The sequence below is a fragment of the Kordiimonas marina genome (assembly GCF_023006325.1).
Taxonomy (GTDB): domain Bacteria; phylum Pseudomonadota; class Alphaproteobacteria; order Sphingomonadales; family Kordiimonadaceae; genus Kordiimonas; species Kordiimonas marina.
This window is the reverse complement of the sequence record NZ_JAINDF010000005.1, coordinates 305,642-330,173: the sequence shown is the minus strand read 5'-3', so window position 1 is coordinate 330,173 and position 24,532 is coordinate 305,642. Positions and strand designations below refer to the sequence as shown.

The following is a 24,532-nucleotide window of genomic DNA, read 5'->3' as shown; positions in this document are numbered from 1 at the left end:
ACCCCCTCCCTGTGCTCATATGAGCCATTAGTCGTCGCTGAAATCGCTCACGTCGAAGACATCCTGTTCCGGCTTCACAGCCTTAGACAGGCTTTGCACCAGTTGATCGGCCGAATCAGCTGTCGAAAACCGGGTGTAACCCGGCAGGTTGAGTGAATGATCCTGCCCGGTGCAGAAACCGACCACATTGATATTGATGGCTGTGTCGCTTGCGATGGCCTTGGCAACAGGTCCCGGCTTTCCATCAGACGACTGACCGTCGGTCACCAGAACCAGGTTATAGCTGCCATATCCACCCTGCGCCTGGGCCTGAGCCCTCAACACCTTTTCACTGGTGACAAGCGCCTGCCGGAGCGGTGTCGCCCCGTCCGCACTCAGCCTGTCGATACGGGTATCAAACTGCTCATGCGTATATCGGCCGAGCGGCATAACCTTCCTGACATCAGAGCTGAAGCTATAAAGGCCCACATTGGTCCCTGGGGCCAGGTGCCGGAAAAAGCTTTTGATCGCGCTCTTGGCAGCATTGATCTTGGTTGCCGATCCACCGCAACTGGTCTCCCCCATGCTGCCGCTGGTATCCAGCATGATCAGATAATTGCTGGCCATCGGATTGCCCGCCACCTGAACAGCCACAGTCGAAGCTGGCGGCCACACGGCAGGGTCGTCCCCATGCGGAGGGGGCGTATAGCTAGGCTCTGTGCTGGCCTCCTGGGATGAACTCGTCGTCGGCTGTTGGCTTGGCGTGTTCTTGTTGCCGTCAGCTGGAGAAAACAGCCAACTGGCACCTATGAAGATAACAACAAAGATAATTCCACCGAGCTTTGAGCCCGATTTGTTTCTGGAGCTACGCATTGGCTATCCCCCTCAAAGCGGCCGGAAGACATCAGGTTCAGCTTCAACCTGGATTACCCGGAACACCACCCTTCGGGTTGCGTTCCACTGTGCCTTGGTCTTCGGCGCACAGGTGAGAGAAATATCGCCTGTGGCATCATAGGAACAGCCAGGGGTGTTGGGCCGGCTGACGCCGAGGCCCGAGACGCCGAACTGAGAGGGATCGAGCGTGATACCCTTGCTGTGGGCATAATTGATGATGCTCTGACGCACGGCGTTCGCCCGCGTGTAGCTGAGGTTGCGACTGGCCTGCTTGATGGAGGACAGCTCTATCACAGAAGCACCGGCCTTTTTCCGGCGGAGATACCCCAGGGGGTCGCTGTGACCTTCAATGGTCAGGAGCGCGCCACCATACGTGGATGCGAGATTGATCACCTGATCGAACGCTGCCCGGTACTGGTCAGCCGGGAACGTGTTCTGGTTGGGGGCGAAATAGATTTCGAAGCGGAACAGCTCGCCTTCGGATGCCGAATTCTGGCTCTGGCGCCGGGCGACCAACTGGTCGACAGCGCTTTTGTTGAAGCGCGGCGCTTCAGCCATGCTGGTATCGCTGATGCCCACGGCCAGGTTGTTGTAGGACCAGCCAGCATCAGCGATCGGCTTGGCGCTGGAAAGCAGCCCCAATTGCTCGAAAGAAGACTGGATCTCGGTCGTCAGCGGTTTGAACCCGCGCGGATAGGCAAGGTCTGTAAAGAAACGCACGTTTCCGCTGAAGCCAACAAATTCGGCGTCGCCATACATGGCTGCAGTATCTTCAACGGCATCTGCGCTATCGAGAAGCAGAAGGGCTGCCCCCTCAATCATGGTTTTATAGTCGCTCGCGCGGGTCTGACGTTCCTTGAACAGGGTACGGGTTTGTTCATCAGCCTGCATCAGGGCGTTCACGAAAGCCTGCACCTTCGCCTTGTGACTGTCGAAATAGTCACGGCGAACGGCGTAAACATCGGAAATCACACGGTTGGCCGTCTTGGTGGACAGAAGGATATGGGCACCCCGCACGCTATCCTCACCACCGGTGCCAACCGCGCCGCCTGATGTCAGCGCCAGAGCATCCGGACTGATCACAAAGGCGGCGTCTACCGAAGAATCCGACCGAAGCGCCATCGCTGGCGATGAGCTGGTATGATCAAGCTCGATCAGGTCACGTACCCATTTGATATGCACATCGCCTGGCTTAAGACCGGCATCCCGGAGAATAGTGGTCAAATAGTCCATATGAGGGCCATAGGCCTGCACTGCGATGGTCTTGCCCTTGAGGTCAGCGGGCTTTTCAATTCCTTGGCGGACGACAAGCGCGTCACCACCTGCGGACCAGGTCATCTGATAGATGACCACCATGTCTGTCCGCGGGTCACGGGAGGTAACATCACTCGCCGCTGTCAACATGCCGAGGGTGCCGCGCAGGAACGGTGTCCGGCAAGACATATAGTCAGCAACCTGTTTGGCGAAATCATCCTGGCGATAGAGTTCGATATTGAGGTGCGCCTTGTCCATCAGGCTCCCGGCCACGGTGCGTTTTTTGCTACCATTAGCATAGCTGGTGGCGATATCTCCGCCCCATGCAATGACCGGCACCCTGGTCGGTCCGGATTGCGCTGCGCAGGACTGTGCGCCGGTGCGAACCACCTGCGACATTGGCTTAAGTGTCATATAGTTGATGGCTTGTGCCGGCAGCACAAGGAACAGCGCTGCAGCTGCTGCAACGGCAGCTTTTCCAACTCTACGGATCATGGTGTGACCCCCCTCATAAATTGTCTCGCGTCCGACTGTCTTAAGCAGTACCGGTTCATACTGATATGGTGACGGCCGGTCGGAATTTAACCTGTTTTTGAAATTTCCAGTTGCTTTTTTCTACCACAACGACTTGGTGACTGGTCAATTTTCTATTTATATTTCAGCGTGTTAACGTAATATTACAATAGGGAAATTAGCCTTGGCCTCTTCAGTCCGGCATAGGATGTTTTTCAGACAATAACTGACAAAAATCCGCCGATGGACTAGACCGATCGTTCTCCCCCCTTTCCCTTCATGCCATGGTTGAAAAATAACCACAAGGCAGGAGTGAAAATGGACGCTCTGATTGCAAGGCGATACCAAGCGGAAGACCCAATCCATATACGTCATCACCGCCACCTAGGGCGATGAACGGGTCCTCATATCTCTCTGAAGAGAGGCAAAGAAAACGCGACGGCACCCAGCCATCGCGTTCATGATGTCAGCTCCGACTTACCTTATGTGTCACGCGGTATATAGGGTGACGCATACGCGCTAAAACTTGGCAATGAGGCGCGGCTATAGGGTGATGTCCATGCTGCCGATATTGCTCACGACAAGACCGGCCAGGAACACGCTGTCGCCGCCGCCCAGGTCGATGAGCAGACCTGACTGACCGTTCACTGTGGTTTCGGTGCTGGCCGCCGTGAGCGCCGCCAGGTCGGCGAAGCCGCGCGATGCCAGGTCAAGGCTGTCCTCGGTCGTGTCGAAATCGGTGATCGTATCGTCCCCCGAGACCGCCCCGAAGACGAACGTGTCGGCACCCGCGCCGCCCGTGAGGGTATCGTCCCCCGCACCGGCCCACAGGGTGTCGGCGCCCGCGCCGCCCTCAACGCTGTCGTTGCCTTGGCCGTTATAGATCAGGTCATCCCCCGTGCCGCCAAGCAACGTGTCGTCGCCGGCACCGCCGAAGAGCGTGTCATTGCCGTCGAGCCCCTTGAGATAGTCATCATTGGCGCCGCCCCCGAGCCGGTCATCACCCCCGGAGCCGACGGCGACATCATTGCCCTGGCCTGCCCAGATGGTGTTCTTGCCGGTGCCGGCCTCGACTTCCTCGCCGTCATCATAATGGCCGTTGTCATTGACGAGGCTGTCGTCCCAACCGCCGCCGAGCAGCGTATCGTCGCCGTTGCCGCCCATGATGGTGTCGCTGCCGTCAACGCCGGTATTGTCATTTTGGTTCAGTATCTGATGGTTGGCGCCATCGGATGCGCCGTCACCAACCACAAAATCGTTGCCGCCGCCCGCGCCGATCCGGTCATTCCCGGCACCGCCGACGATGACATCGTGACCGGTATCGCTCCCCGACTTGGTAATCGTGTCGTTGCCGGCGCCGCCGTCGAGTGTGTCGTTGCCCGCGCCGCCTGTGATCGTATCACCCGCGCCGGTACCCATGATGCTGTCGTTGCCGTTGGTGCCTTTATCGACCTCGCCCTCGACGACATCGAGGACGGAGACCTGGACGATACGGGCGCTGTTGAGCCCCTGTGCATCGGAAGCATAGACCTGGACCGAAAGGCTGGGCGTGGTTTCATAGTCGAGCGAGACACCGTCCCGGAGCCACAATTGGTCGTCGATGATATGGAACCGGCTGTCATCGGTTCTGAACGTAACGGCGGACCCTTCGGGGTCGTGCGCGGATAGCGTCCCGACGAAGGCCCCGGCGGCGTTTTCCTCAACGCCGCTACTGGTCAATACCGGTGCGGACGGCGCGTCGTTGGCGCCATCGATAGTGATGACGATATCCTGCGCGGTGCCATCAACCGAATGCACGGTCAGGGTATCCCCGAGCGTATCGCCCGCCTGAAGGGCCTGCACGGTCGCGTTGCTGCCGTTGAGGTCATAGCTCCAGTCGCCATTGGCATCGATGGTCAGGCTGCCGTAGGTGCCATCGAGGGTGTCGCCATTGAAGCTTTCCTCGGCGGCGCCATTGACATCGCTGATGGTCAGATGGCCGGTGAGCGCGCTGGTCGCATTCTCGCCTATGCTGCCGCTGGTGTTACCGCCGATAACCGCTGGCGTGGGAGGCAGCGTGCCGTACAGCAGATACGTTTGGCCATTGTTCGTGGCGTGCGGAGCCGCATAAGGGGCGCCGATCAGGAGGTCATCAGCCCCGTCACCATTCACATCACCGGCTGCAGCAACGGCTTTGCCGCTACTGTCACCGAGATGGGCACCATTGATGACATAGCCGACGCTGCGGTCCCCCGCCGCCAGGCTGGACAGTTCGATGCTGGGACCGAAGCCGCTGGCAGAACCGTAAATGACGTATGTCGCGCCCGCATTGTTGAAATAGGGATCGGCAAGGTAAGACCCCACCAGGATATCATCATAGCCGTCGCCGTTGATGTCGCCTGCCGAAGAAACGGAAAAACCGGCGCGGTCATTGGCATTGGCACCATTGATGGCAAAGCCGTTGGTGCCATCGAGGCTTGAAAGATCGAGGGTCGGGGAAAACCCACCGGCCGAGCCGAACACCACATAAGCGGCGCCACTATAGGCCCCGTTCGGGTCGGCGCCATGGGCACCGATCAGGATATCGTCATAACCGTCGCCATTGACGTCGCCTGCCGACGAGACCGAAAAGCCGCTCCAGTCATAGGCGTTGGCGCCATCGATCACAAAGCCATTGCTGCCGTCGAGGCTGGCAAGGTCCGTCGAGGCGGCAAACCCGCTGCCGGAGCCAAACACCACATAGGTTGCGCCGCTTTGGCTGCCGTTGGCAGTGGCCGCCTTATAGGCCCCGATCAGAATATCGGCATAGCCGTCGCCGTTCACGTCACCGGCGGAGGAAACGGACCAGCCGCTTTTTTCACCCGCGCTGGCGCCGTTGAGCACAAAGCCGTTCGTGCCATTGAGGGTAGAGAGGTCCGTCGAGGCGGCAAACCCGCTGGCGGAGCCGAACACCACATAGGTTGCGCCGCTGTTGGCACCATTGGTGGCGGCCCTATAGGCGCCGATCAGGATATCATCATAGCCGTCGCCGTTGACGTCGCCTGCGGAGGAAACGGACCAGCCGCTATCCTCATATGCCGCGGTTCCATTGAGGACAAAGCCGTTCGTGCCGTCGAGGCTTGCGAGATCGACATTGGCGGCAAAGCCGCTGGCGGACCCGAAAATGACGTAGGTTGACCCTGAGCTGTAGCCATTGGGATCAGCTGCATAGGCACCGACAAGCAGGTCATCATATCCGTCGCCATTGACATCCCCCGCCGACGATACCGAATGCCCGCTTTTGTCATAGGCATGGGCGCCGGTGATCGCAAAGCCGTTGCTGCCGTCGAGGGACGATAGATCGAACGAGGTGCCAAAGCCGCCACTTGTGCCGAAGACGACATAGCTTTGGCCGCTATCACCACCGTTTGCGTTGGCGCCCTGGGCACCGATAATAATATCGGCATAGCCGTCGCCGTTGACGTCACCCGCTGATGAAATCGACCGACCGCTCCAGTCATTCGCGCCGATCCCGTTGAAGGCGGTGCCGTTCGTGCCGTCAAGCGCGAACAGCTGGTCGACGCCGGGCAGATCGTCCGATGGATCGTTGGTAATGGTGATATTGAGGGCTTGCTGGTTGTTGAGCGTGCCGCCGCCCGATGCCGTGACAGTCACCTGATAGACATTGTCATTGCCGACATCGTTGCGCGCCTCATAATCAGGCGTCGTATTGATCGACAGAACCCCCGTGAGACTGTCGATACTGAAATCCGCCTGATCGGCCCCGCCGGTGATGCTGTAGGTGAGCCCCTCGTCGGCGTTGCCGCCATTCAAGGACGCATTGATATCGGTCACGACACCTGTCGTGTTTTCCATCATGGTCAGGTCTGCGGACGACGCAAACTGAACTGCGGGCGTTACCGGCTCGCCATAAACGACATAGGCCTCACCGCTATTGTTACCGCCAAAATCACCTTGCGGCGCCCCGATTATAAAGTCTGGGAAGCCGTCGCCGTTGATGTCCCCGGCAGTGGCAACGGCCCTGCCGCTGGCATCATTGGCATCGATACCCGCCAGCATGAACCCGGTGCTGCCGTCGCCGCTTGCAATAGTGGAGAGATTGAGGCTGGCGCCAAAGGAGCCGCCATGGCCCAGAAGCACATAGGTTCCGCCACTATAGGAGCCGTTCGTGGCCTGGCCGGCCGCGCCGATCAGGATATCGGCATAGCCATCGCCGTTGAGGTCGCCCGCCGCGGAAACCGACTTGCCAGCGCGGTCGCCGCTGCTACCGCCATTAAGCACAAAGCCGTCGCTGCCATTGAGAGCTGACAGGTCGACGGAAGCCGGAAAACCACCCGCCGCACCGAAAACCACATAGGTCGTCCCGCTATCTGAGCCGTTTGTATCGGCAGTGCTCGCCCCGATCATAATGTCGTCATAGCCGTCGCCATTGATGTCGCCTGCGGACGATACCGACCAGCCGGTATCGTCACCGGTCGCAAGACCGGGAAGCGCAAAACCGTTGGTGCCATCGAGGCTGGCGAGGTCGACAGACGCCGAAAACCCGCTGGCGGAGCCAAACAGCACGTAAGCCGCACCGGTGTATGAGCCAACCCCCGGCGCCCCGATCAGGATATCGTCATAGCCATCGCCATTCACATCGCCGGCGGAAGAGACAGCCGTTCCAGCCATATCAAACTGCTGTATGCCATTGACGACGAAGCCATTGCTGCCGTCGAGACTGGCGAGGTCCACGCTTGCGCCAAAACCGCTGCCGTTGCCAAAGACGACATAGGTCTTGCCGGCGCTGGTCCCTGATCCGAAGAAGGGGATTGAGCCCCTGGCCCCGATCAGAAAATCGTCGATGCCGTCACCGTTGATGTCCCCCGCTGCGGCCACCGAGACGCCAGCCATATCATAGGCCCCGGACCCGTTGAAGGTGACCCCGTTGCTGCCATTGAGGCTGGACAGGTCCACCGATGCCGGAAAGCCGCTTCCGTTGCCGAAGATGAGGTAGGTCTGGCCCGACATGTTGCCGTTGGGGGACGCGCTATAGGCACTGACCAACAGGTCGTCATAGCCGTCGCCGTTGACATCACCCGCAGAGGCAACCGAGCCGCCAGTGCTGTTCCCAACAGCGAGGCCGCTCATCGCAAAACCGTTGCTGCCATCGAGACTGGTGACGTCAACCGTCGTACCGGAATCCCCTGCGTGGCCAAAGATAACGTAGGCCATGCCGCTACCGGAGCTGTAATACCAGCTGTTTGGCGCACCAATGACCACGTCGGCGAAGCCATCGCCATTGATGTCGCCTGCTGACGCCACCGATGAACCGGCAAAATTGCCCGCCGGGCCGCCGCCGATGGTAAAGCCACGGCCGGCATCAAGCCCTGACAGCTGAATCGTCCCTTGCGTAACCGGGGTACCCGTGGCCTCAACCACATCATTGGTGACGGTGATGGTCAGGTCCTGGCTATTGGGGTTCGAGCCGCCACCGGACGCGGTGACCGTGACGTTGTAGATATTGTCTGCCCCGACATCGAGCGGGTTTTCATAGTCCGGACTGCTGATGAAGGAGAGAGCCCCCGTCGTACTGTCGATATTGAACAGCGCCTGGTCGTTGCCGCCGGTGATACTGTAGGTCAGGCCCTCATCGACATTGGCACCCCCCAGCGAAGCATCGACATTGCGCACGATGCCCGTGCCGTTTTCCTCGTAACTTGCCGTGCTGTCCGATAGAAAGCTGATTGATGATGGCATTGCATATTTCCCAAAATAGTCGGAGGGCTCGCACCCCAAAAGCTGTTCTTATCTAGTCGTCACGACCCGGCGGATCCGGTCATGCGGAGGCGGCGTCGCCTACTTTGATCACCCGGCATATTTCGTCTGACTTGAAGCCGACCAGGGACGGTCGCCGGATCCCCGGCATGAGCGCGACGTCATAAAGCTCGTTCACCACGCCTTCGAGCCGGACCCAATGCACGGTGTCCCCGGTTTTCAGGTCCACCACGATCAGCCCACAGCGGGGGTCGGCTTGCTTTTCAGCAAGCAGGCCATCGAGCGGCAGGTCCTGGAAGGTCTTGTTGTCCCGCGCCATCGAGAGGCCGATGACCGCATAGTCGCCGACAAAGGTCAGCCCGCGGGCGTAGCCAGGGCAGAAGGCGATGGCGGTGAAGGTGCCCGTTTCCGGGTCGATGGTCCCGAACTCGCCGGTACCGCTGTTCAACAGGTAAAGAATGCCATCCTTGAGGCGCGGCGAATGCGGCATGGACAGGCCGCGCGCGACAACCTCGCCGGTGGGGACATGGATCACCACACCGCTTGAGGCGCGTTTATCACGCCAGCCGTCGGCAACATCGCTTTCGGAGACCGCCGTCACATATTCCGGGCCGTTTGCCCCCATGGCCATGCCGTTCAGGTGGCAGCGGTCCTCGGGGGCCAGCTTGCTCAGGAACGACGGGTGCCACAGCGGGGTAAAGCTCGCGGACAGTGAGGGTTTGGCTAGGCAGCCGAACAGCGTGTTGACGAAAATAAGGTCACCATCGCTGTCGGCTGCCATATCATGGACATCAAGATCCCCGGTGACATAGGACATCTGCGGGGTAAAGCAGGCATCGAAGCCATCGCGGGGTTCCCCCGGCACCATGATATTTTCAAATCGCCAAATCTGATAGAGACTGCTGACATAGAGACTGTTGCCGGACACGGCCAGCCCCATGCAGCGCTCGATCGAACGTTCAAACACGCCCAAGTTGCCATCTGCCCCGGCGCTCAGCATGAAGAGCTTGCCTGCCTGATAGGTGGTGAAGGCCAGGCTGGCCTCCATATCCGCAAGCCAACTCGTGAACTGGCGTGAGGTCGTCATCTCCAAACCCGTGGGCTTGGCCTCCGCAGAGGCTGCGGGCTTCGTGGCAATCATATTCATGTTGGTCCCCAATAACGTGCCTATGGACCCCGGCGATACCCGGGCAGCCCACAGGTCCACCCTACGTTCAGTCATTGAGGGGAGCGCGACAATGCTATTGACTATGCATACCGTCTCAAAGGCTTTGCATTTGGTCTCAAGTCGGGCACTATGCCCGCAAATATAGTGTGATCTGCCGCGTGACTTGGTATTAGAACATTGGAAGTAATCATGAACGTGAGCAGAATATGCCCGATACCGCATCGGTGATCGACCGTTCTCATTTCAGTACGCAGGCCTTGGATCCCAAGCATAAATACGATGCCTGGGAAGACAGTATTTCAGCTATTTTTGAGGTTAACCCAACCGAAAACACCCTGGCACAGAGCTTCGAGGCGGATGTCGAAAGTTACATGATCGGCCCGTTGATGTTTGCCCGGTGCAGGACCAACGGCCAGGCCTTCGCGCGCGACAAGAAAACGGTCGCGCGGCACAATATGGATCACATCCTCATCCAGTTCTATATGGAGGGGGACAATACGCTCCTGACCCCGAACGGCATTGTGCGCACGAGCCCCGGCGACATCCAGATCATCGATATGGCGCAGGAGCTGAATTCGATCGCGAACCCGAATGCGGCACGCTCAGGCGCGGGACGTGGCGTGTTCGATAACATGAGCCTGGTCATTGCCAGGGACCGGCTTGAAACCTTCATGCCGGCGCTTCACACCCTGCATCTGCATGTCCTGAAGGCCAACACGCCACTCAACCTTATCCTGCGCAACTATATCATGACCATGTACCAGAACGCCTCGAGCCTCGCCCCGGAAGACGCCGGTGCGCTGGTGGACCCAACGCTGGAACTCCTCGCGGTTACCGTGGGCAAAGCGCCCGATACGGTCGACAAGGTCGGCAGCGTTCTGGATCAGGCTGCCCTGATGACAGTGAAGCAATTTATCGACAAAAACATCCATTTGACCACGCTGGATCCCGACATGATCGCCCGGCATATAGGTGTGTCGCGCGCGTCCCTATTCCGGATATGCCGGCCCATCGGCGGGGTCATGGCCCTGGTCCGCAACCGGCGGCTTCTGGTCGCCAGGCGGTTGTTGAACAGCAGCCCGACGGCACGGTCGGTCAAATCGATCGCCTATTCGCTGGGCTTCTCCGACCAAAGCAGCTTCGCCCGCGCCTATAAGCAGCAGTTCGGCTTTTCCCCGACAGAAACACGCGAGTTTTATCTCGCCGAAGCATCCGGTCGCCCGGGTTTGCTCAACAAAACCGCGGCTTTCGGCGATCGAAAATATGAATTCTGGATCGCGAATCTTGTAACCTGACCCAGCTGCCGGGGATGGAACAACCACCCGGTCAGCCCCGCTGCGAACGTCCAGGCGACACGCCCGACGAAAAAATCCCGGCCATGAAGCTCGCTGTCCTCAAGGTTTCAACTCCTTGTGAAAAGCGCCGCCAAGATTGACAATATAGGTCCGGTGTACGATAGGCTTGTGTATATGCAGCTTCTGAAAGACATAAGGCATCTATCGGTTGCCCTGATTGTGGCATTCGCTATGGCCGTGGCACCCGCCGCGGCAGCTGAGCTGTCGCATGGCTGCTGCCCGCATGGCACCGCCATGGCTGCATCCGCCCACACCGGGCCTATGCAGATGCAGGCCGGGAAAGCGTGCCCCGGATGTCCTAAAGGCTGCCAGGTCATGTGTGGCGTCACTGCCGCCGGCTCCTTCCTGCTTCCCGCTGCGCCGGTTTTTGAACAGGCCCAGCCCGTTACGCGTCCCCTGTATCATGTTGCTCCGGTGACCGCGTCACCGGTCAGCCCGAAACTGCATACACCCCCTCCACGCATCTCTCTGTTCGTTTAAGCAGGCGCGTCTTCGCCCCTGCCCTGTTGTGTTCATGCTGGTGGTGGAAATGCGCCACGGGCATGACAAACCGACTTTTTGAACAGAGGTATATCCATGGCCAGAATCATGTTCGCAACAGCGGCCGCCCTGGCGTTTTCGCTTTCGGTTTCCGCGGCAGAACCGATCACCAGTCCGGAAGCGGCAGCTTCCCAGAAGCCGGCCGCTGCCCCCGCGCTGACGCTTGAGGAGGCGGTACGGCTGGCGCTCCATTCCGACGACCCCTACCTGCTTGAACCGGGTGAACGGGCATCCGCGCTCGACGACCAGGCGACTGCGGCGGCGCAGCTGCCCGACCCCAAGCTCAAGGTTGGTCTCGCCAACTGGCCGACCGATAGCTTCAGCTATACGCAGGAGCCGATGACCCAGATCCAGGTCGGGCTGAGCCAGGCTTTTCCCAAGGGTAAGACGCTGGACTATAAGCGCCAGAAGATGACGGCGATGGCGGAAGGCGAACGCTTCATGACCGCGCTGCGCCAGCGCGAGGTGGTGCTGGATACCCGGGCGAACTGGCTGGACCTCTATTACTGGGTTCATGCCGCCCAGGAGGTACGCAAGAGCCGGCAGGCGGTGAAGGAACTCATTGAAGTGGTGCGCGCCGTCTATGCCACCGGTCGCAGCAACAGCCAGGATATCCTGCGCGCCGAGCTTGAGCTCAGCCTCCTCGACGACAAGCTGGTGGCGATCGGGCGCGGTGAAGCCATGGCCCGGGCGCGGCTCAGCCGCCGGATCGGCACCGCCGCCGCGGCCCGGACGGTATCACCCTCCTGGCCGGCCATGACACACCCGGACGCCCGGGATGTCATAGCGAAACTGCTGCCGCAGCATCCGGCTGTCCGGATATTGGCCGCCAAGACCGACGCGGCCGCGCGCGACGTGGATATCGCGCACGAGCAATATAAACCCGGCTGGGCCGTGAATGTGGGCTATGGCGCCCGCGGCAGCGACCGGGCGGACTTCGCCTCGGTCGGCGTGACCATGGACCTGCCCATCTTTACCGGCAAGCGCCAGGACAAGATGGCCGCCGCCGCCAAGAAAGCGCGCCAGGCCGCCACGCTGAGCGAGGATGCCACGCTGCGGGACCTCAGGGAAAAGCTGGATACCGCCTATGCCGACTGGCAGGAGACCGGCAAGCGCATCACGCTCTATAAATCCGCCGTCATCAAACGGGCGAAAGACACCGCCGAGGCCTCGGTCCTGTCCTATAGAAGCGGCGTGACCGACTTTCCGGAGCTTATCCGCACCCGGCTCGCCGAACTCAATACCGAACTCACGCTCCTGAAGCTGGAGACCGACCGCTATAAGGCCCAGGCCCGGCTGCTGTTCCTCGAGGGGGAAAACAATGAATAAGAACCTACTCATCGCCGCGACGCTGGTCGCCGGTATCGCCCTCGGCTATGGCGTGGGCGTGATCACCACGAGCCCGCCGCCCGTGCCCCCGATTGCGGGCAAGGCGAAGAAAGAGCGCGAAATTCTGTATTGGGTGGCGCCGATGGACGCCAACTACAAGCGCGACAAGCCGGGAAAATCGCCCATGGGCATGGACCTTGTGCCGGTCTATGCCGATGAAGCGGCGGACAGCAAGGACGCACTCAGGATCGACCCGGCGGTCGTCAACAATATCGGTGTGCGAACCGCCACCGCGGAAACCGGCGACCTGGCGCGGGAGATCAACACCGTCGGCTATGTGGCGGTGGATGAGAACAAGACCTCCCACGTGCATGTGCGCACCGCCGGCTGGATCGAGAAGCTCTACCGCAAGGCCGAGGGCGAACAGGTGAAAAAGGGCGAGCTCATCTTCGAGCTTTACTCACCCGAGCTAGTCAACGCCCAGGCCGAATATGTGCAGGCCCTCCGGCTTGGCCAAAACGGGCTTATCGATGCCTCGCGTGACCGCCTGGCGGCGCTCGGCATGGACGCGGGCCAAATAGATACGCTGAAGCGCAGCCGCAAGATCCGCCAGCTTGTCGAGGTGCGGGCGCCGCAGGATGGTGTGATCCTCGCCCTGCCGATTGCCGAGGGCATGTATGTGAAACCGGCCACTACGGTCTTTTCGCTCGCCGACCTTTCGGTCGTGTGGGTCAAGGTCGATGTGTTCGAAAGCCAGGCGGGGTGGGTGAAAAAGGGCCAGCCGGTCTCAATGACGCTGGACGCCTTCCCGGGTGAGACCTTGAGGGGCACGGTCGATTATATCTACCCGCTTCTGGATGCCGGCACCCGCACGCTGCAGGTGCGGCTGGCCTTTGACAACAAGGACGGGCGCTTGAGGCCCAACATGTATGGCGAAATCATCATCGAAGCCGCGCCGGTCAAGGGTGTGGTCACCATCCCGCGCGAGGCGCTCATCCGCACCGGCAAGATGGACCGGGTGATCCTGGCGCTCGGGGGCGACCGCTTCCGCCCCGCCGAGGTGATCGCCGGCATGGAAAGCGGTGACCGGGTCGCGATCCGCGCCGGGCTGAAGGCTGGTGAGGACGTCGTGACCTCCGGCCAGTTCCTGATCGATTCCGAAGCCAGCGCAAACAGCGCGCTGACCCGGCTTCTGGACCCGGGTGAGAAAATCCGTGCCCTCCCGGCCATGGCGACAGACCCCGCCGCCCCAAAAGCCGATGCTCAGCCCGGCGTCTCCGCGATGGGGACCCTGAAGGCGCTGCCAAGCGGCCATAAAGTCACGCTGGCGCATGGGCCGATCAAGGCGCTCGGCTGGCCTGCCATGACCATGGATTTCGACGTTGCCGAGGATGTCGACCTCAGCGGCTTCAAGGTCGGAGACCGGCTGCATTTTACCCTGAAACGGGGTGAGGACGGCCGCTATGTCATCACCCACGCGATGAAGATGTGAGGCGGAGACGGACATGATTGCGAAGATAATCCGCTGGTCGGTCGAGAACCGCTTTCTCGTCGTCATCCTGACGCTGCTGTTTGCCGCCTGGGGTGTCTATTCGGCCACCAAAACGCCGCTCGATGCCATCCCGGACCTTTCCGACGTGCAGGTGATCGTCAAGACCACCTACCCCGGTCAGGCCCCCCAGGTGGTGGAGGACCAGGTCACCTATCCGCTCACGACCGCGATGCTATCGGTGCCGGGGGCGGTAACCGTGCGCGGCTACAGCTTTTTCAACGACTCCTACGTCTATGTCATCTTCAAGGACGGAACGGACCTCTATTGGGCGCGGTCCCGCGTGATGGAGTATCTGAGCAAGGTGGCGCCGACCCTGCCGAAGGAAGCGCGCTCCGCCCTTGGCCCCGATGCCACCGGCGTTGGCTGGGTCTATCAATATGCGCTTGTTGACCGCACCGGAAAACATGACCTGGCTCAGCTCCGCAGCATTCAGGACTGGTTCCTGAAATATGAACTGCAGACGGTGGAAGGTGTCTCCGAAGTCGCCACCATCGGCGGCATGGTCAAACAGTATCAGGTGGTTGTGAACCCCAACCGCCTGCGCGCCTATGATATCCCGCTCCAGAAGGTCAAGATGGCGATCCAGCACGGCAACCGGGAGACCGGCGGCCGGGTGATCGAGATGGCCGAAGCCGAATATATGGTGCGCGCTTCCGGCTATATCAAAAGCGAGGCCGATCTCGCCGCCATCCCGCTCGGCGTCACTAAAGGCGGCACGCCGATCCTCCTCAAGGACGTGGCCGACATCCGCATGGGGCCGGAACTGAGGCGCGGCATCGGTGAACTGAACGGCGAGGGCGAGGCCGTCGGCGGCGTCATCATCATGCGTTGGGGCGAGAATGCCCTCAAGACCATCGACCGGGTGAAAGCCAAGCTTGAGACGCTGAAGCGCAGCCTGCCCGCGGGCGTGGAGGTGGTGACGACCTACGACCGCTCGTCGCTGATCAAACGTGCTATCGACACGCTCAGCCACAAGCTATTGGAGGAATTCCTGGTGGTGGCGCTCGTCTGCGCGGTGTTCCTCTTTCACCTGCGCTCATCGCTCGTTGTGGTGCTCAGCCTGCCGGTCGGCATATTGGGGGCAATCGTGGTGATGAACAGCCAGGGCATCAACGCCAACATCATGTCCTTGGGCGGCATCGCCATCGCGATCGGCGCCATGGTCGACGCCACCATCGTGATGATCGAAAATTTCCACAAACATATGGAGGCGACCGAGGTCACGGCGGAGAACCGCTGGCAGGTGGTCACCGAAGCCGCGCTCGAAGTGGGACCGCCGCTTTTCTTCTCGCTTCTCATCATCACCTTCAGCTTCGTGCCCATCTTCGCGCTCGAAGCCCAGGAGGGGCGGCTGTTCCATCCGCTTGCCTTCACCAAAACCTATGCGATGGCGGCGGCCGCCGGCCTGTCGATCACGCTGGTCCCGGTGCTGATGGGCTATTTCATTCGCGGCCATGTAGTGCCGGAGCACAAGAACCCGGTCAACCGCGCGCTCATCGCCGGTTACCGGCCCTTTATCGGTGCCGCGCTCCGCTTCCCCAAAACCATGGTGGTGGTAACGCTCATCGCACTCGCCAGCGCCGTCTATCCGCTCTCACACATCGGTAGCGAGTTCATGCCCGACCTGGACGAAGGCGACCTTCTCTATATGCCGAGCGCCTATCCGGCTATCTCGACGGGCAAGGTGGCCGAGCTTGTGCAACAGACCAACAAGCTGATCAAATCCGTGCCGGAGGTGGAAACGGTCTACGGCAAGGCCGGCCGGGCCGAAACCGCAACCGACCCAGCGCCGCTGACCATGATCGAAACCACGATCCGGCTGAAGCCGAAGGACCAGTGGCGCAAGGGCATGACCACGGAAAAACTGAAGGCCGAGCTGAACCGCCTTGTCCAGGTGCCGAGCCTCACCAACGTCTGGATCATGCCGATCAAGAACCGCATCGACATGCTGGCGACCGGCATCAAGACGCCGGTGGGCATCAAAGTGGCGGGGCCGGACCTCGCGACCATCAGCAAGATCGGCCAGCAGATCGAGGGCATCATCCGTAAGGTGCCGGGCACGGCGTCGGTCTATGCCGAACGGGTCACCGGCGGGCGCTATGTCAATGTTGACATCAACCGGCTGAAGGCCGCGCGTTATGGCCTCAATATCGATGATGTGCAGGACGTGATCCGCACCGCCATCGGCGGCATGACGGTGACCGAAAGCGTGGAAGGGCTGGAACGCTATCCGGTCAACCTCCGCTACCCGCAGGACTACCGCGATTCTGTCGAACGGTTGCGTACGCTGCCGATCGTCACTGCGCGGGGCGAGAACATCCCGCTCGGGCAGGTCGCCGACATCAAGGTGAGCGAAGGCCCCGGCGTCATCCGCAGCGAAAACGCCCGACTGAATGGCTGGATCTATATCGACATCAACGGCACCGATATCGGCAGCTATGTCGAACGGGCACAAGCTGCGGTCCGTACCCAGCTCAAGCTGCCCGCCGGCTACTCCCTCGGCTGGTCCGGCCAGTATGAATATATGCAGCGCGCGAAACAGAAGCTGAGCGTGGTGGTGCCGGTCACGCTCGTGATCATCCTGCTGCTCCTCTATATCAACTTCCGCGATATGACTGCCGTCCTCATCATCATGGGCACGCTACCGCTCGCGCTCGTCGGCGGTATCTGGCTCCTGTATCTCCTCGGCTATAACCTGTCGGTCGCGGTGGGGGTCGGCTTCATCGCGCTTGCCGGCGTCGCGGTCGAGATCGGCGTTCTCATGATCGTTTATCTCAACCAGGCCTGGGAGAAGACCAGGGCGGAGACCCACGGCGGGACGCTCACCCGTGCCGACCTCCGGGAAGCCATCATCCGCGGTGCGCTCCTGCGTGTGCGCCCGATCATGATGACGGTGGCGGTGATCATCGCAGGCCTGTTGCCGATCATGCTCGGCACCGGCACGGGGTCCGAGGTCATGCGCCGGATCGCCGCGCCCATGGTCGGCGGCATGGTCAGCGCCACCGTGCTCACGCTCCTCCTGATCCCGGCGGTTTACCTCTTGTGGAAACGGCGGGAGGTTGAAGGGGCTGAAGGCCCGGGGGACGAATAAAGGCCCGGTATATAGGTCCGGGACAACGCCTGCCCGTGCCATGCGCGCAGGCAGGATAAGAGGACAGAACGACGGATGCGGAAAGGCTGGATGCCTTTCCGATCCTTGAGATCAGTGAGATCGACCCCGGAGCGACTTAGGTCTACACCCCAGGCGGCCACATCTCCCGACATACCCGTTTTATGTCATACCCCCTTGAATCGCGGGGCTGGCACGTCCTGACACGCGGCCTCATTACCGCAGTTCTGCCTTCGACTGCCCAATCGCGTTAAATTTTGAAAACAAAGCATAATATGTTGCCTTATTGCCGCACAAATAGGCCAAAAGTGTAGATTTATCGCGTTTTTATGGTCTGATTTATATACTATCAACTCAAAGTACCGTACCTATCAGTCATTCGTATTCTAAATAAAAATCCCCCCATTGTTTCCCCTCAGTGACCGACAACGCCTCGTTGTCAGCCGATGTGAGCCATAGGGGCTTCGGGGGTAAATAATCAGGAAGGAGAGACTTCTGTCATGAACAGAACCAAAGCCTTGAAGCTGGCGTTGCTGGCATCTGTTCCGGTTATGGCCGGGACGTATGCAAGTGCCGTCGCCGATGATGCCCCCTCGAAAGGTTTCGAGGAAATCGTCGTCACCGCCACCAAGCGGTCCGCCAAGATGCAGGATGTTCCGGTCGCCGTACAAGCCATGAGCGGCAAAGACATCAAACAGCAGAATATCGGCAACTTCGACGACTATATCCGCTTCCTGCCGAACGTGAGCTCAGGCGGGCGCGGCCCCGGCCAGTCGACCGTCTTCATCCGCGGCATGGCCGTACAGCCGATCACCGTGATGCTGTCGGGCGCACAGGGCACCGAGCCGAACGTGGCGATGTATCTGGACGAGCAACCGGTCACCGCACCGGGCCGTAACCTGGATGTCTACGCCGCCGACCTGGAGCGCATCGAAGTGCTGCCTGGGCCGCAGGGCACGCTGTTCGGCGCCAGCTCGCAGGCCGGGACCATCCGCCTCATCACCAAGAAGCCGCGGCTGAACGAATTCGAAGCCGGTGTCACCGGCAAGGTTTCCTTCACCCGCCACGGTGAAATGAGTGAATCTGTCGAGGGCTACATCAACGTACCGATCGTCGAAGACAAGTTCGCCATGCGCGGCGTGGTCTATAGCGTCAACAATGGCGGCTATATCGACAACGTGCCGGGCACCTTCACGCTCGACCCGAAGGTCAACAAAAACTCGGCCGTGTCCTGGCTGCCGTCGAACACGACCTACAAGTCGGCCACCAACACCCCGCTCGTTGAAAAGAACTTCAACGACAGCTACTACCGCGGGGCCCGGGTTGGCGCAAAATATGTTTTCAACAGCGATTGGGACTTGCTGGTCCAGCACACCCAGCAGGACCTGGGCGCAGACGGCGTGTTCGATTATGACCCGAGCGTCGGCGACCTCGAAGTCCAGCGCTACTATCCCGACAAGCTGCAGGACAGCTTCGGGCTGACCACCTGGACCATGCATGGCCGCCTTTCGATGCTGGATGTCATCTACACCGGGGGCTACCTGGACCGGAACGTAACCCAGTCGATCGACTACACCGGGTACAATAACACCGGCGCCTATATCGCCTACTATACCTGTACCTATGATGCGGTTCGCGCCTGCCTCAACCCGATCAAGGGCTTCAAGGGCAAGCAGTATCACAACCGCTTCACCCAGGAACTCAGGTTCACAACACCGGAAGAGTACCGTGTGCGCCTGACGGCCGGTGTCTTCTACGATCACTATAAGCTGAAGACGCTGGACAATTACGACTATGTCGCCACGCCGGACCTTGGCTTCCTGCCGAACGCGCCGATTTCGACCGCGAACAATATCGACCCGAGCACCCGCCCGGCCGGCATTGCCTTCTTCAACGACATCACGCGGACGGAAGACCAGTTGGCCTTCTTCGGGGAACTTTCCTACGACATCATCCCAGAGAAGCTGACCATCACCGGCGGTATGCGCTACTATGACCTCAGCCAGGACTTTACCGGCTCATCCAACTTCGCGACCGGTCCTTTCCAGAATAGCGCCGTCGACCTTGACCTTGGCCGCGACTATGACCGTTCAGGCGGCCACACCACCGCGCCCTTGAAGTCACACGATGCCATCTACAAGCTGAACATCAGCTATCACCCGACCGAGGACCTGCTTCTCTATGCGACCTATTCGCAAGGCTACCGCCCGGGCGGTTTCAACCGCGGTGGCGGCATCCCGTCGGCCAACCCGAGCTTCCCGACAGTCAGCGTGACCTACGGCACCGATAACGTGCAGAACTATGAGGCAGGTTGGAAAGCCACGATGTTCGACGGTAGCTTCCGCTTCAACGGCGATGCCTATTACATCAACTGGACCGACATGCAGATTTCACGTTTCGACCCGCAGAACGTCTCGATCCTGACCTTCATCGAGAACTCGGCGGATGCCCACATCAAGGGTGTCGAGGGTGACTTCAGCTGGCTGGCCACCGACCACCTGACCGTGTTCGGCGCCTTCTCCTACAATGACGCCAAGCTGGTGAAAGCCAAGGCACAGGCGATCGAACTGGCCCCTGTCGGCAGCCAGCTGCCGCTGACGCCGAAGTTCCAGGCCAACCTGCGCGCCCGCTACGAATGGACGGTCGGCAATTATGACGCCTATATCCAGGGTAGCATCCAGACCGCCAGCCACAGCTTCAGCTCGCTGGTGGCAGCTGACCGCAAGCGCCAGGCCGGTTACACCACGTCCGACTGGTCGTTCGGCGTTCACAAGGACAAATGGGGGGCTGAGCTCTTTATCCAGAATATCACGGATAAACGCGCCCAGCTCTTCATCAACCAGCAGGACGATATCCCGCGTGTGACCACCAACCGGCCGCGCACCATCGGCTTCAAAATCTCCTACGACTATTAAGGGGATTCCCGGGCACCGGGTGTGGGGTTCACACCCGGTGCCTGACCCTTTAGGATGGATGAGGCGGTCCTCAGGGACCGCCTTTCTTATACGGACAAAACCCGGGAAGACATGTGACTGACGGCAAGACCGATACGGAAACCATGATCGCGCGCGCCACCGCGCTCATGCAGAAACAGGATATGGCCGGGGCCCTCAAGATGGCTGAAAGCACCCTGAAGGCCGAGCCCGACAATATCGATGCGCTCTATCTTGCCGCCGTTGCCAACCGCTACCTTGGGAACACAGGCGATGCCTTCGCACTCATCGCCCGGCTGCAGAAAGCCCGGCCCGACTATGGCCGCGCCTGGCAGGAAGCCGGGCACCTGTGGCGCGCGCAGGGCGATGCCCGGAAGGCACTCACGGAATATGAAGCCGCGGTGGTGAAGAACCCCGCGCTCGGCGCCAGCTGGCAGATGCTGGTTACGCTTTATGACAAGACCGGTCAGCCGGAAGCGGCCGCGAATGCCCGCAAGCATCTCGCGCGCCTGAGCGCACTGCCGCGGGAACTGGTCAGCGTCACCAGCTTCCTCCATGAAGGCCGGATCTTGAAGGCCGAAACGCTGTGCCGCGCTTTCCTGCAGAAAAACCCGCATCATGTCGAAGCCATGCGGCTGCTGGCCGATATCGGCCTGCGCCTTCATGTGCTTGACGATGCCGAATTCCTCTTGGAAAGCTGTTTGGAGTTCGAGCCCCAAAACCAGCTCGCGCGTATGGACTATGTGAATGTGCTGCACAAGCGCCAGAAGTTCGCCAAGGCCTGCGAAGAAGCCGACACCCTACGCAAAAGCGACCCCGGCAACCCGGCATTCGAAACGCTCTATGCCAACGAATGTGTGGCGACCGGCGCCTATGACACCGCACTTGAGATTTACGACCGCGTCGTCGATCTGATCGAGGATAATGCCAGCATCCATATGGCGCGCGGCCATGCGCTCAAAACCATCGGCCAGCAGGAACAAGCCATCGAGGCTTACCGCGCCGCCTATGCCGCCGAACCGGATTTGGGCGATGCATACTGGAGCCTCGCCAATTTGAAAACCTACCGTTTCACCGAGGCTGAGATGGCGTTAATGACAGCCCATGAGGCCGCCGAAGGGACCGGCACGGTCAACCGTTGCCATCTCAATTTCGCGCTCGGCAAAGCCCATGAAGATGCCGGTGACACCGATGCCGCGTTCGCATTCTATGAGCGCGGGAACGCCCTCAAGAAGGACGACCTGCGTTATGACCCAGACGCGGTCGACCTGGAATTCGAGCTGCAAAAGGAAATCTGCACCCCGGCCCTGATGGAGAAACATGCCGGTGCAGGCCATGATGACCCGGCGCCGATTTTCATCGTCGGATTGCCGCGCGCGGGCTCCACGCTCCTGGAGCAGATCCTCGCTTCGCACTCAAGGGTCGAAGGCACCATGGAACTGCCGAATATCCTCGCGCTCGCGCACCGGCTCAATGGCCGCCTCAGGAAAGGCGAGGCGCCGCGCTACCCGGCGATCCTGGAAGAGCTAACCGCAGACCAGATCAAGGCGTTCGGTGAAGCCTTTATCGAGGACACGAAAATCTACCGTACAGGCGCGCCCTATTTCATCGACAAGATGCCCAACAATTTCCGCCATATCGGCCTCATCAAGCTCATCCTGCCGAACGCCAAGATCATCGATGCACGGCGGCACCCCATCGCCTGCTGCTTCAGCGGCTTCAAACAGCTGTTCGCCGAGGGCCAGGAATTCACCTATGGGCTTGAGGAGATCGGGCGCTACTACCGGGGCTATGTCGACCTGATGGACCATTGGGACCGGGTCTTCCCCGGGGAGATCCTGCGCGTCCAGTATGAGGATGTGGTCGAGGACCTTGAGGGCCAGGTTAGGCGCATGCTCGATTTCTGCGGCCTGGCGTTCGAGGACGCATGCCTGCGCTTCCATGAAACCGACCGGTCCGTGCGCACCGCAAGCTCCGAACAGGTCAGGCAGCCGATCAACAGGAAAGGTGTCGGCGGTTGGCGACCGTTCGCCCCGCACCTCGGCCCGCTCATCGGGGCGCTTGGACCTTGCGCGCCCGCAGACCTCGCCACAGAGCCCACCCCCGAACAATAAAAAGGCCGCCCCTTTTTAAAGGAGCGGCCGATCCATGGCTTTCTGCTTTCGGGGGAGGTCAGGCCCGCGCCAGATGCAGGAAATGCATGTGCTTGTCATACTGGCTGAGGATGTCGTGGATCAGTTGATCCTCCGAAAAGCCGTAGACATCATAATTCTGGCTGCCTTCCAGAAGATGCACCTCGGCACGGAAGAAACGCTCCTCCTTCTTGCCGCCATCCAGATAGGCAAACTCCGGCTTTAGAAGGCCACGCGGCTTCACGGCATAGCGGAAGTCGATCTCGTCGCCATGCAGGATACGGAGCTCGGTCCCGCCTTCTGACAGCTCCACCGACGCGTCGGTATCGTTCGCTTGCACTTCATCCGCTACTTTCCTAAGCGCGGGGCGCACAGTGTCAGCAAGGAAGGCTTCCACCTGTCTTTCACCCGGATAGGACAGAAGCGCATCCAGCCGTTGTTTCCAGCCGACCCCTTGCCCGCCGATCGGCACCTCGGGCGCAGCTTCGGCGCCGCGCATCTTGGCCGCCTCCATCCTGAGGCCGCGCATAAGGCCGACACAGGCGAAGATGATGACAAAGGTGAACGGCAGTGCCGTGGTGATCGTCGCGGTCTGGAGCGCGCTCAGGCCGCCCGTCAGCATAAGAACAGCCGCGACCACGCCTTCAGTCAGCGCCCAGAAAACCCGCGTCCACATGGGTGGGTCCAGATGGCCGCCAGAGGTAATGGTGTCAATGACCAACGAGCCGGAGTCCGACGATGTCACGAAGAAGGTGACGATCAGGATGATCGCGAAGAAGGACACTACGGAGTGCATCGGCAACAGTTCGAGGAAATGGAACAGGCCCAGGGGCAGGTTATGCTGCACGGCATCGGTGATGGAACCGCCAATACCCTGCATCTCGAACGCCAGCGCGGTATTGCCGAAGGCTGTCATCCAGATGAAGGTAAAAGCGGTCGGCACCAGAAGCACACCGGTGATAAATTCGCGGATCGTGCGGCCGCGCGAAATGCGGGCGATAAAGATGCCGACGAACGGCGACCAGCTGATCCACCATCCCCAGTAGAACAACGTCCATTTGCCCATCCAGGCCTCATTGCCGTCATAGGCGTTGAGGCGGAAGCTCCGCTCCACCAGCGTCTGGGCATAAAGCCCGAGGTTCTGAACGAAACTGTCGAAGAACAGGACGGTCGGCCCGGCAACGATGACAAAAACCAGAAGCAGGACAGCCAGGATCATATTGAGTTCGGACAGGCGCTTGATACCAGAATCGAGACCGGAAACCACCGAGGCTGTGGCGCAGGCTGTGATCGCCGCGATCAGGATCACCTGCGTCTCGGGGGTCATCGGTATCCCGAACAGGTACGAGAGCCCGGCATTCACCTGCGCGACCCCGAAGCCGAGCGAGGTGGCGACACCGAATAGCGTGCCAACGACCGCAAGCACATCCACCAGGTGGCCGATGGGGCCATGAATGCGGTTACCGATTAGCGGAAACAGCGCTGAACGGATCGTGAGCGGCAAGCGGTGGCGGAAACTGAAATAGGCAAGGATCAGGCCGACGATGGCATAGATAGCCCAGGCGTTGATGCCCCAGTGGAAAAAGGTGATCTGCATCGCCTCCTTCGCGGCTTCAATGGTACGCGGGTCTGCATCAGGCGGGGCCAGGAAGTGGGTTACCGGCTCGGCAACCCCGAAGAACATCAGGCCGATCCCAATACCCGCGGAAAACAGCATCGAGAACCAGGACAGATAGCTATAGTCCGGCTCCGCGTGGTTCGGGCCCAGCTTGATGTCGCCATAACGGCTGAACGCCAGGAAGATGCAGAAGAGCAGGAAGCCGGTGACCGCCAGCATATAGATCCAGCCGCCATTGTGGGTAATCCAGCCCTGCAAGCTACTGAAGAATGGCCCTGCGGCCTTTCCGGCAATCAGCGTCGCAATCACGATGAAGGCAATGGCGCCAGCGGCGGGGAAAAAGACCGGCGGCAGGATACCGGACTTGTGGGCTTCTGGTTCCTGATGGTTGGCGGCGTTGAACATAGGGGTCTGCCTCTG

11 protein-coding genes are annotated in these 24,532 nt (G+C 60.4%); 6 read left to right on the top strand and 5 right to left on the bottom strand.

Going from position 1 to position 24,532, the window contains the following annotated elements; translation table 11 throughout:
• Positions 1-27: 27 nt before the first annotated feature.
• From K6118_RS13280 to K6118_RS13265, 4 genes are all read right to left on the bottom strand, one after another.
• Entirely contained in the window at positions 28-606 is a 579-nt protein-coding gene (locus K6118_RS13280; RefSeq protein ID WP_247120864.1) for a vWA domain-containing protein, read from the bottom strand.
• A 258-nt stretch (positions 607-864) separates the two neighbouring features.
• The gene (locus K6118_RS13275; protein ID WP_247120863.1) at positions 865-2,622 is read right to left on the bottom strand and encodes an ABC transporter substrate-binding protein; all 1,758 of its coding nucleotides are present in this window, start codon (positions 2,620-2,622) and stop codon (positions 865-867) included.
• A gap of 561 nt (positions 2,623-3,183) precedes the next feature.
• Positions 3,184-8,358: a beta strand repeat-containing protein gene (locus K6118_RS13270; protein WP_247120861.1), complete on the bottom strand. Its 5,175-nt coding sequence runs from the start codon at positions 8,356-8,358 to the stop codon at positions 3,184-3,186.
• A 79-nt stretch (positions 8,359-8,437) separates the two neighbouring features.
• On the bottom strand, positions 8,438-9,517 hold the full coding sequence (locus K6118_RS13265) for a TIGR03032 family protein (protein ID WP_343269971.1): 1,080 nt from the start codon (positions 9,515-9,517) through the stop codon (positions 8,438-8,440).
• Positions 9,518-9,750: 233 nt separating this feature from the next.
• Between K6118_RS13265 and K6118_RS13260 the strand changes: the two genes are divergently transcribed.
• From K6118_RS13260 to K6118_RS13235, 6 genes are all read left to right on the top strand, one after another.
• Entirely contained in the window at positions 9,751-10,839 is a 1,089-nt protein-coding gene (locus tag K6118_RS13260; RefSeq protein WP_247120859.1) for a helix-turn-helix domain-containing protein, read from the top strand.
• A 636-nt stretch (positions 10,840-11,475) separates the two neighbouring features.
• Entirely contained in the window at positions 11,476-12,768 is a 1,293-nt protein-coding gene (locus K6118_RS13255; RefSeq protein ID WP_247120858.1) for a TolC family protein, read from the top strand.
• Positions 12,761-14,260, top strand: a complete 1,500-nt coding sequence (locus K6118_RS13250) for an efflux RND transporter periplasmic adaptor subunit (RefSeq protein ID WP_247120857.1) — start codon at positions 12,761-12,763, stop codon at positions 14,258-14,260. Before K6118_RS13255 ends, K6118_RS13250 begins: the two co-directional genes overlap by 8 nt.
• A gap of 13 nt (positions 14,261-14,273) precedes the next feature.
• A complete protein-coding gene (locus K6118_RS13245; protein ID WP_247120855.1) occupies positions 14,274-17,411 on the top strand; it encodes an efflux RND transporter permease subunit in 3,138 nt (1,045 codons plus the stop codon).
• A 518-nt stretch (positions 17,412-17,929) separates the two neighbouring features.
• The gene (locus tag K6118_RS13240; protein ID WP_247120854.1) at positions 17,930-20,344 is read left to right on the top strand and encodes a TonB-dependent receptor; all 2,415 of its coding nucleotides are present in this window, start codon (positions 17,930-17,932) and stop codon (positions 20,342-20,344) included.
• Between the two features lie 143 nt (positions 20,345-20,487).
• On the top strand, positions 20,488-22,476 hold the full coding sequence (locus K6118_RS13235) for a tetratricopeptide repeat-containing sulfotransferase family protein (protein ID WP_281500811.1): 1,989 nt from the start codon (positions 20,488-20,490) through the stop codon (positions 22,474-22,476).
• A gap of 58 nt (positions 22,477-22,534) precedes the next feature.
• Here K6118_RS13235 and K6118_RS13230 read toward each other — a convergent pair whose 3' ends face one another.
• Complete coding sequence (locus K6118_RS13230; protein ID WP_247120851.1) at positions 22,535-24,517, bottom strand: BCCT family transporter; 1,983 nt, start codon at positions 24,515-24,517, stop codon at positions 22,535-22,537.
• Positions 24,518-24,532 lie beyond the last annotated feature (15 nt).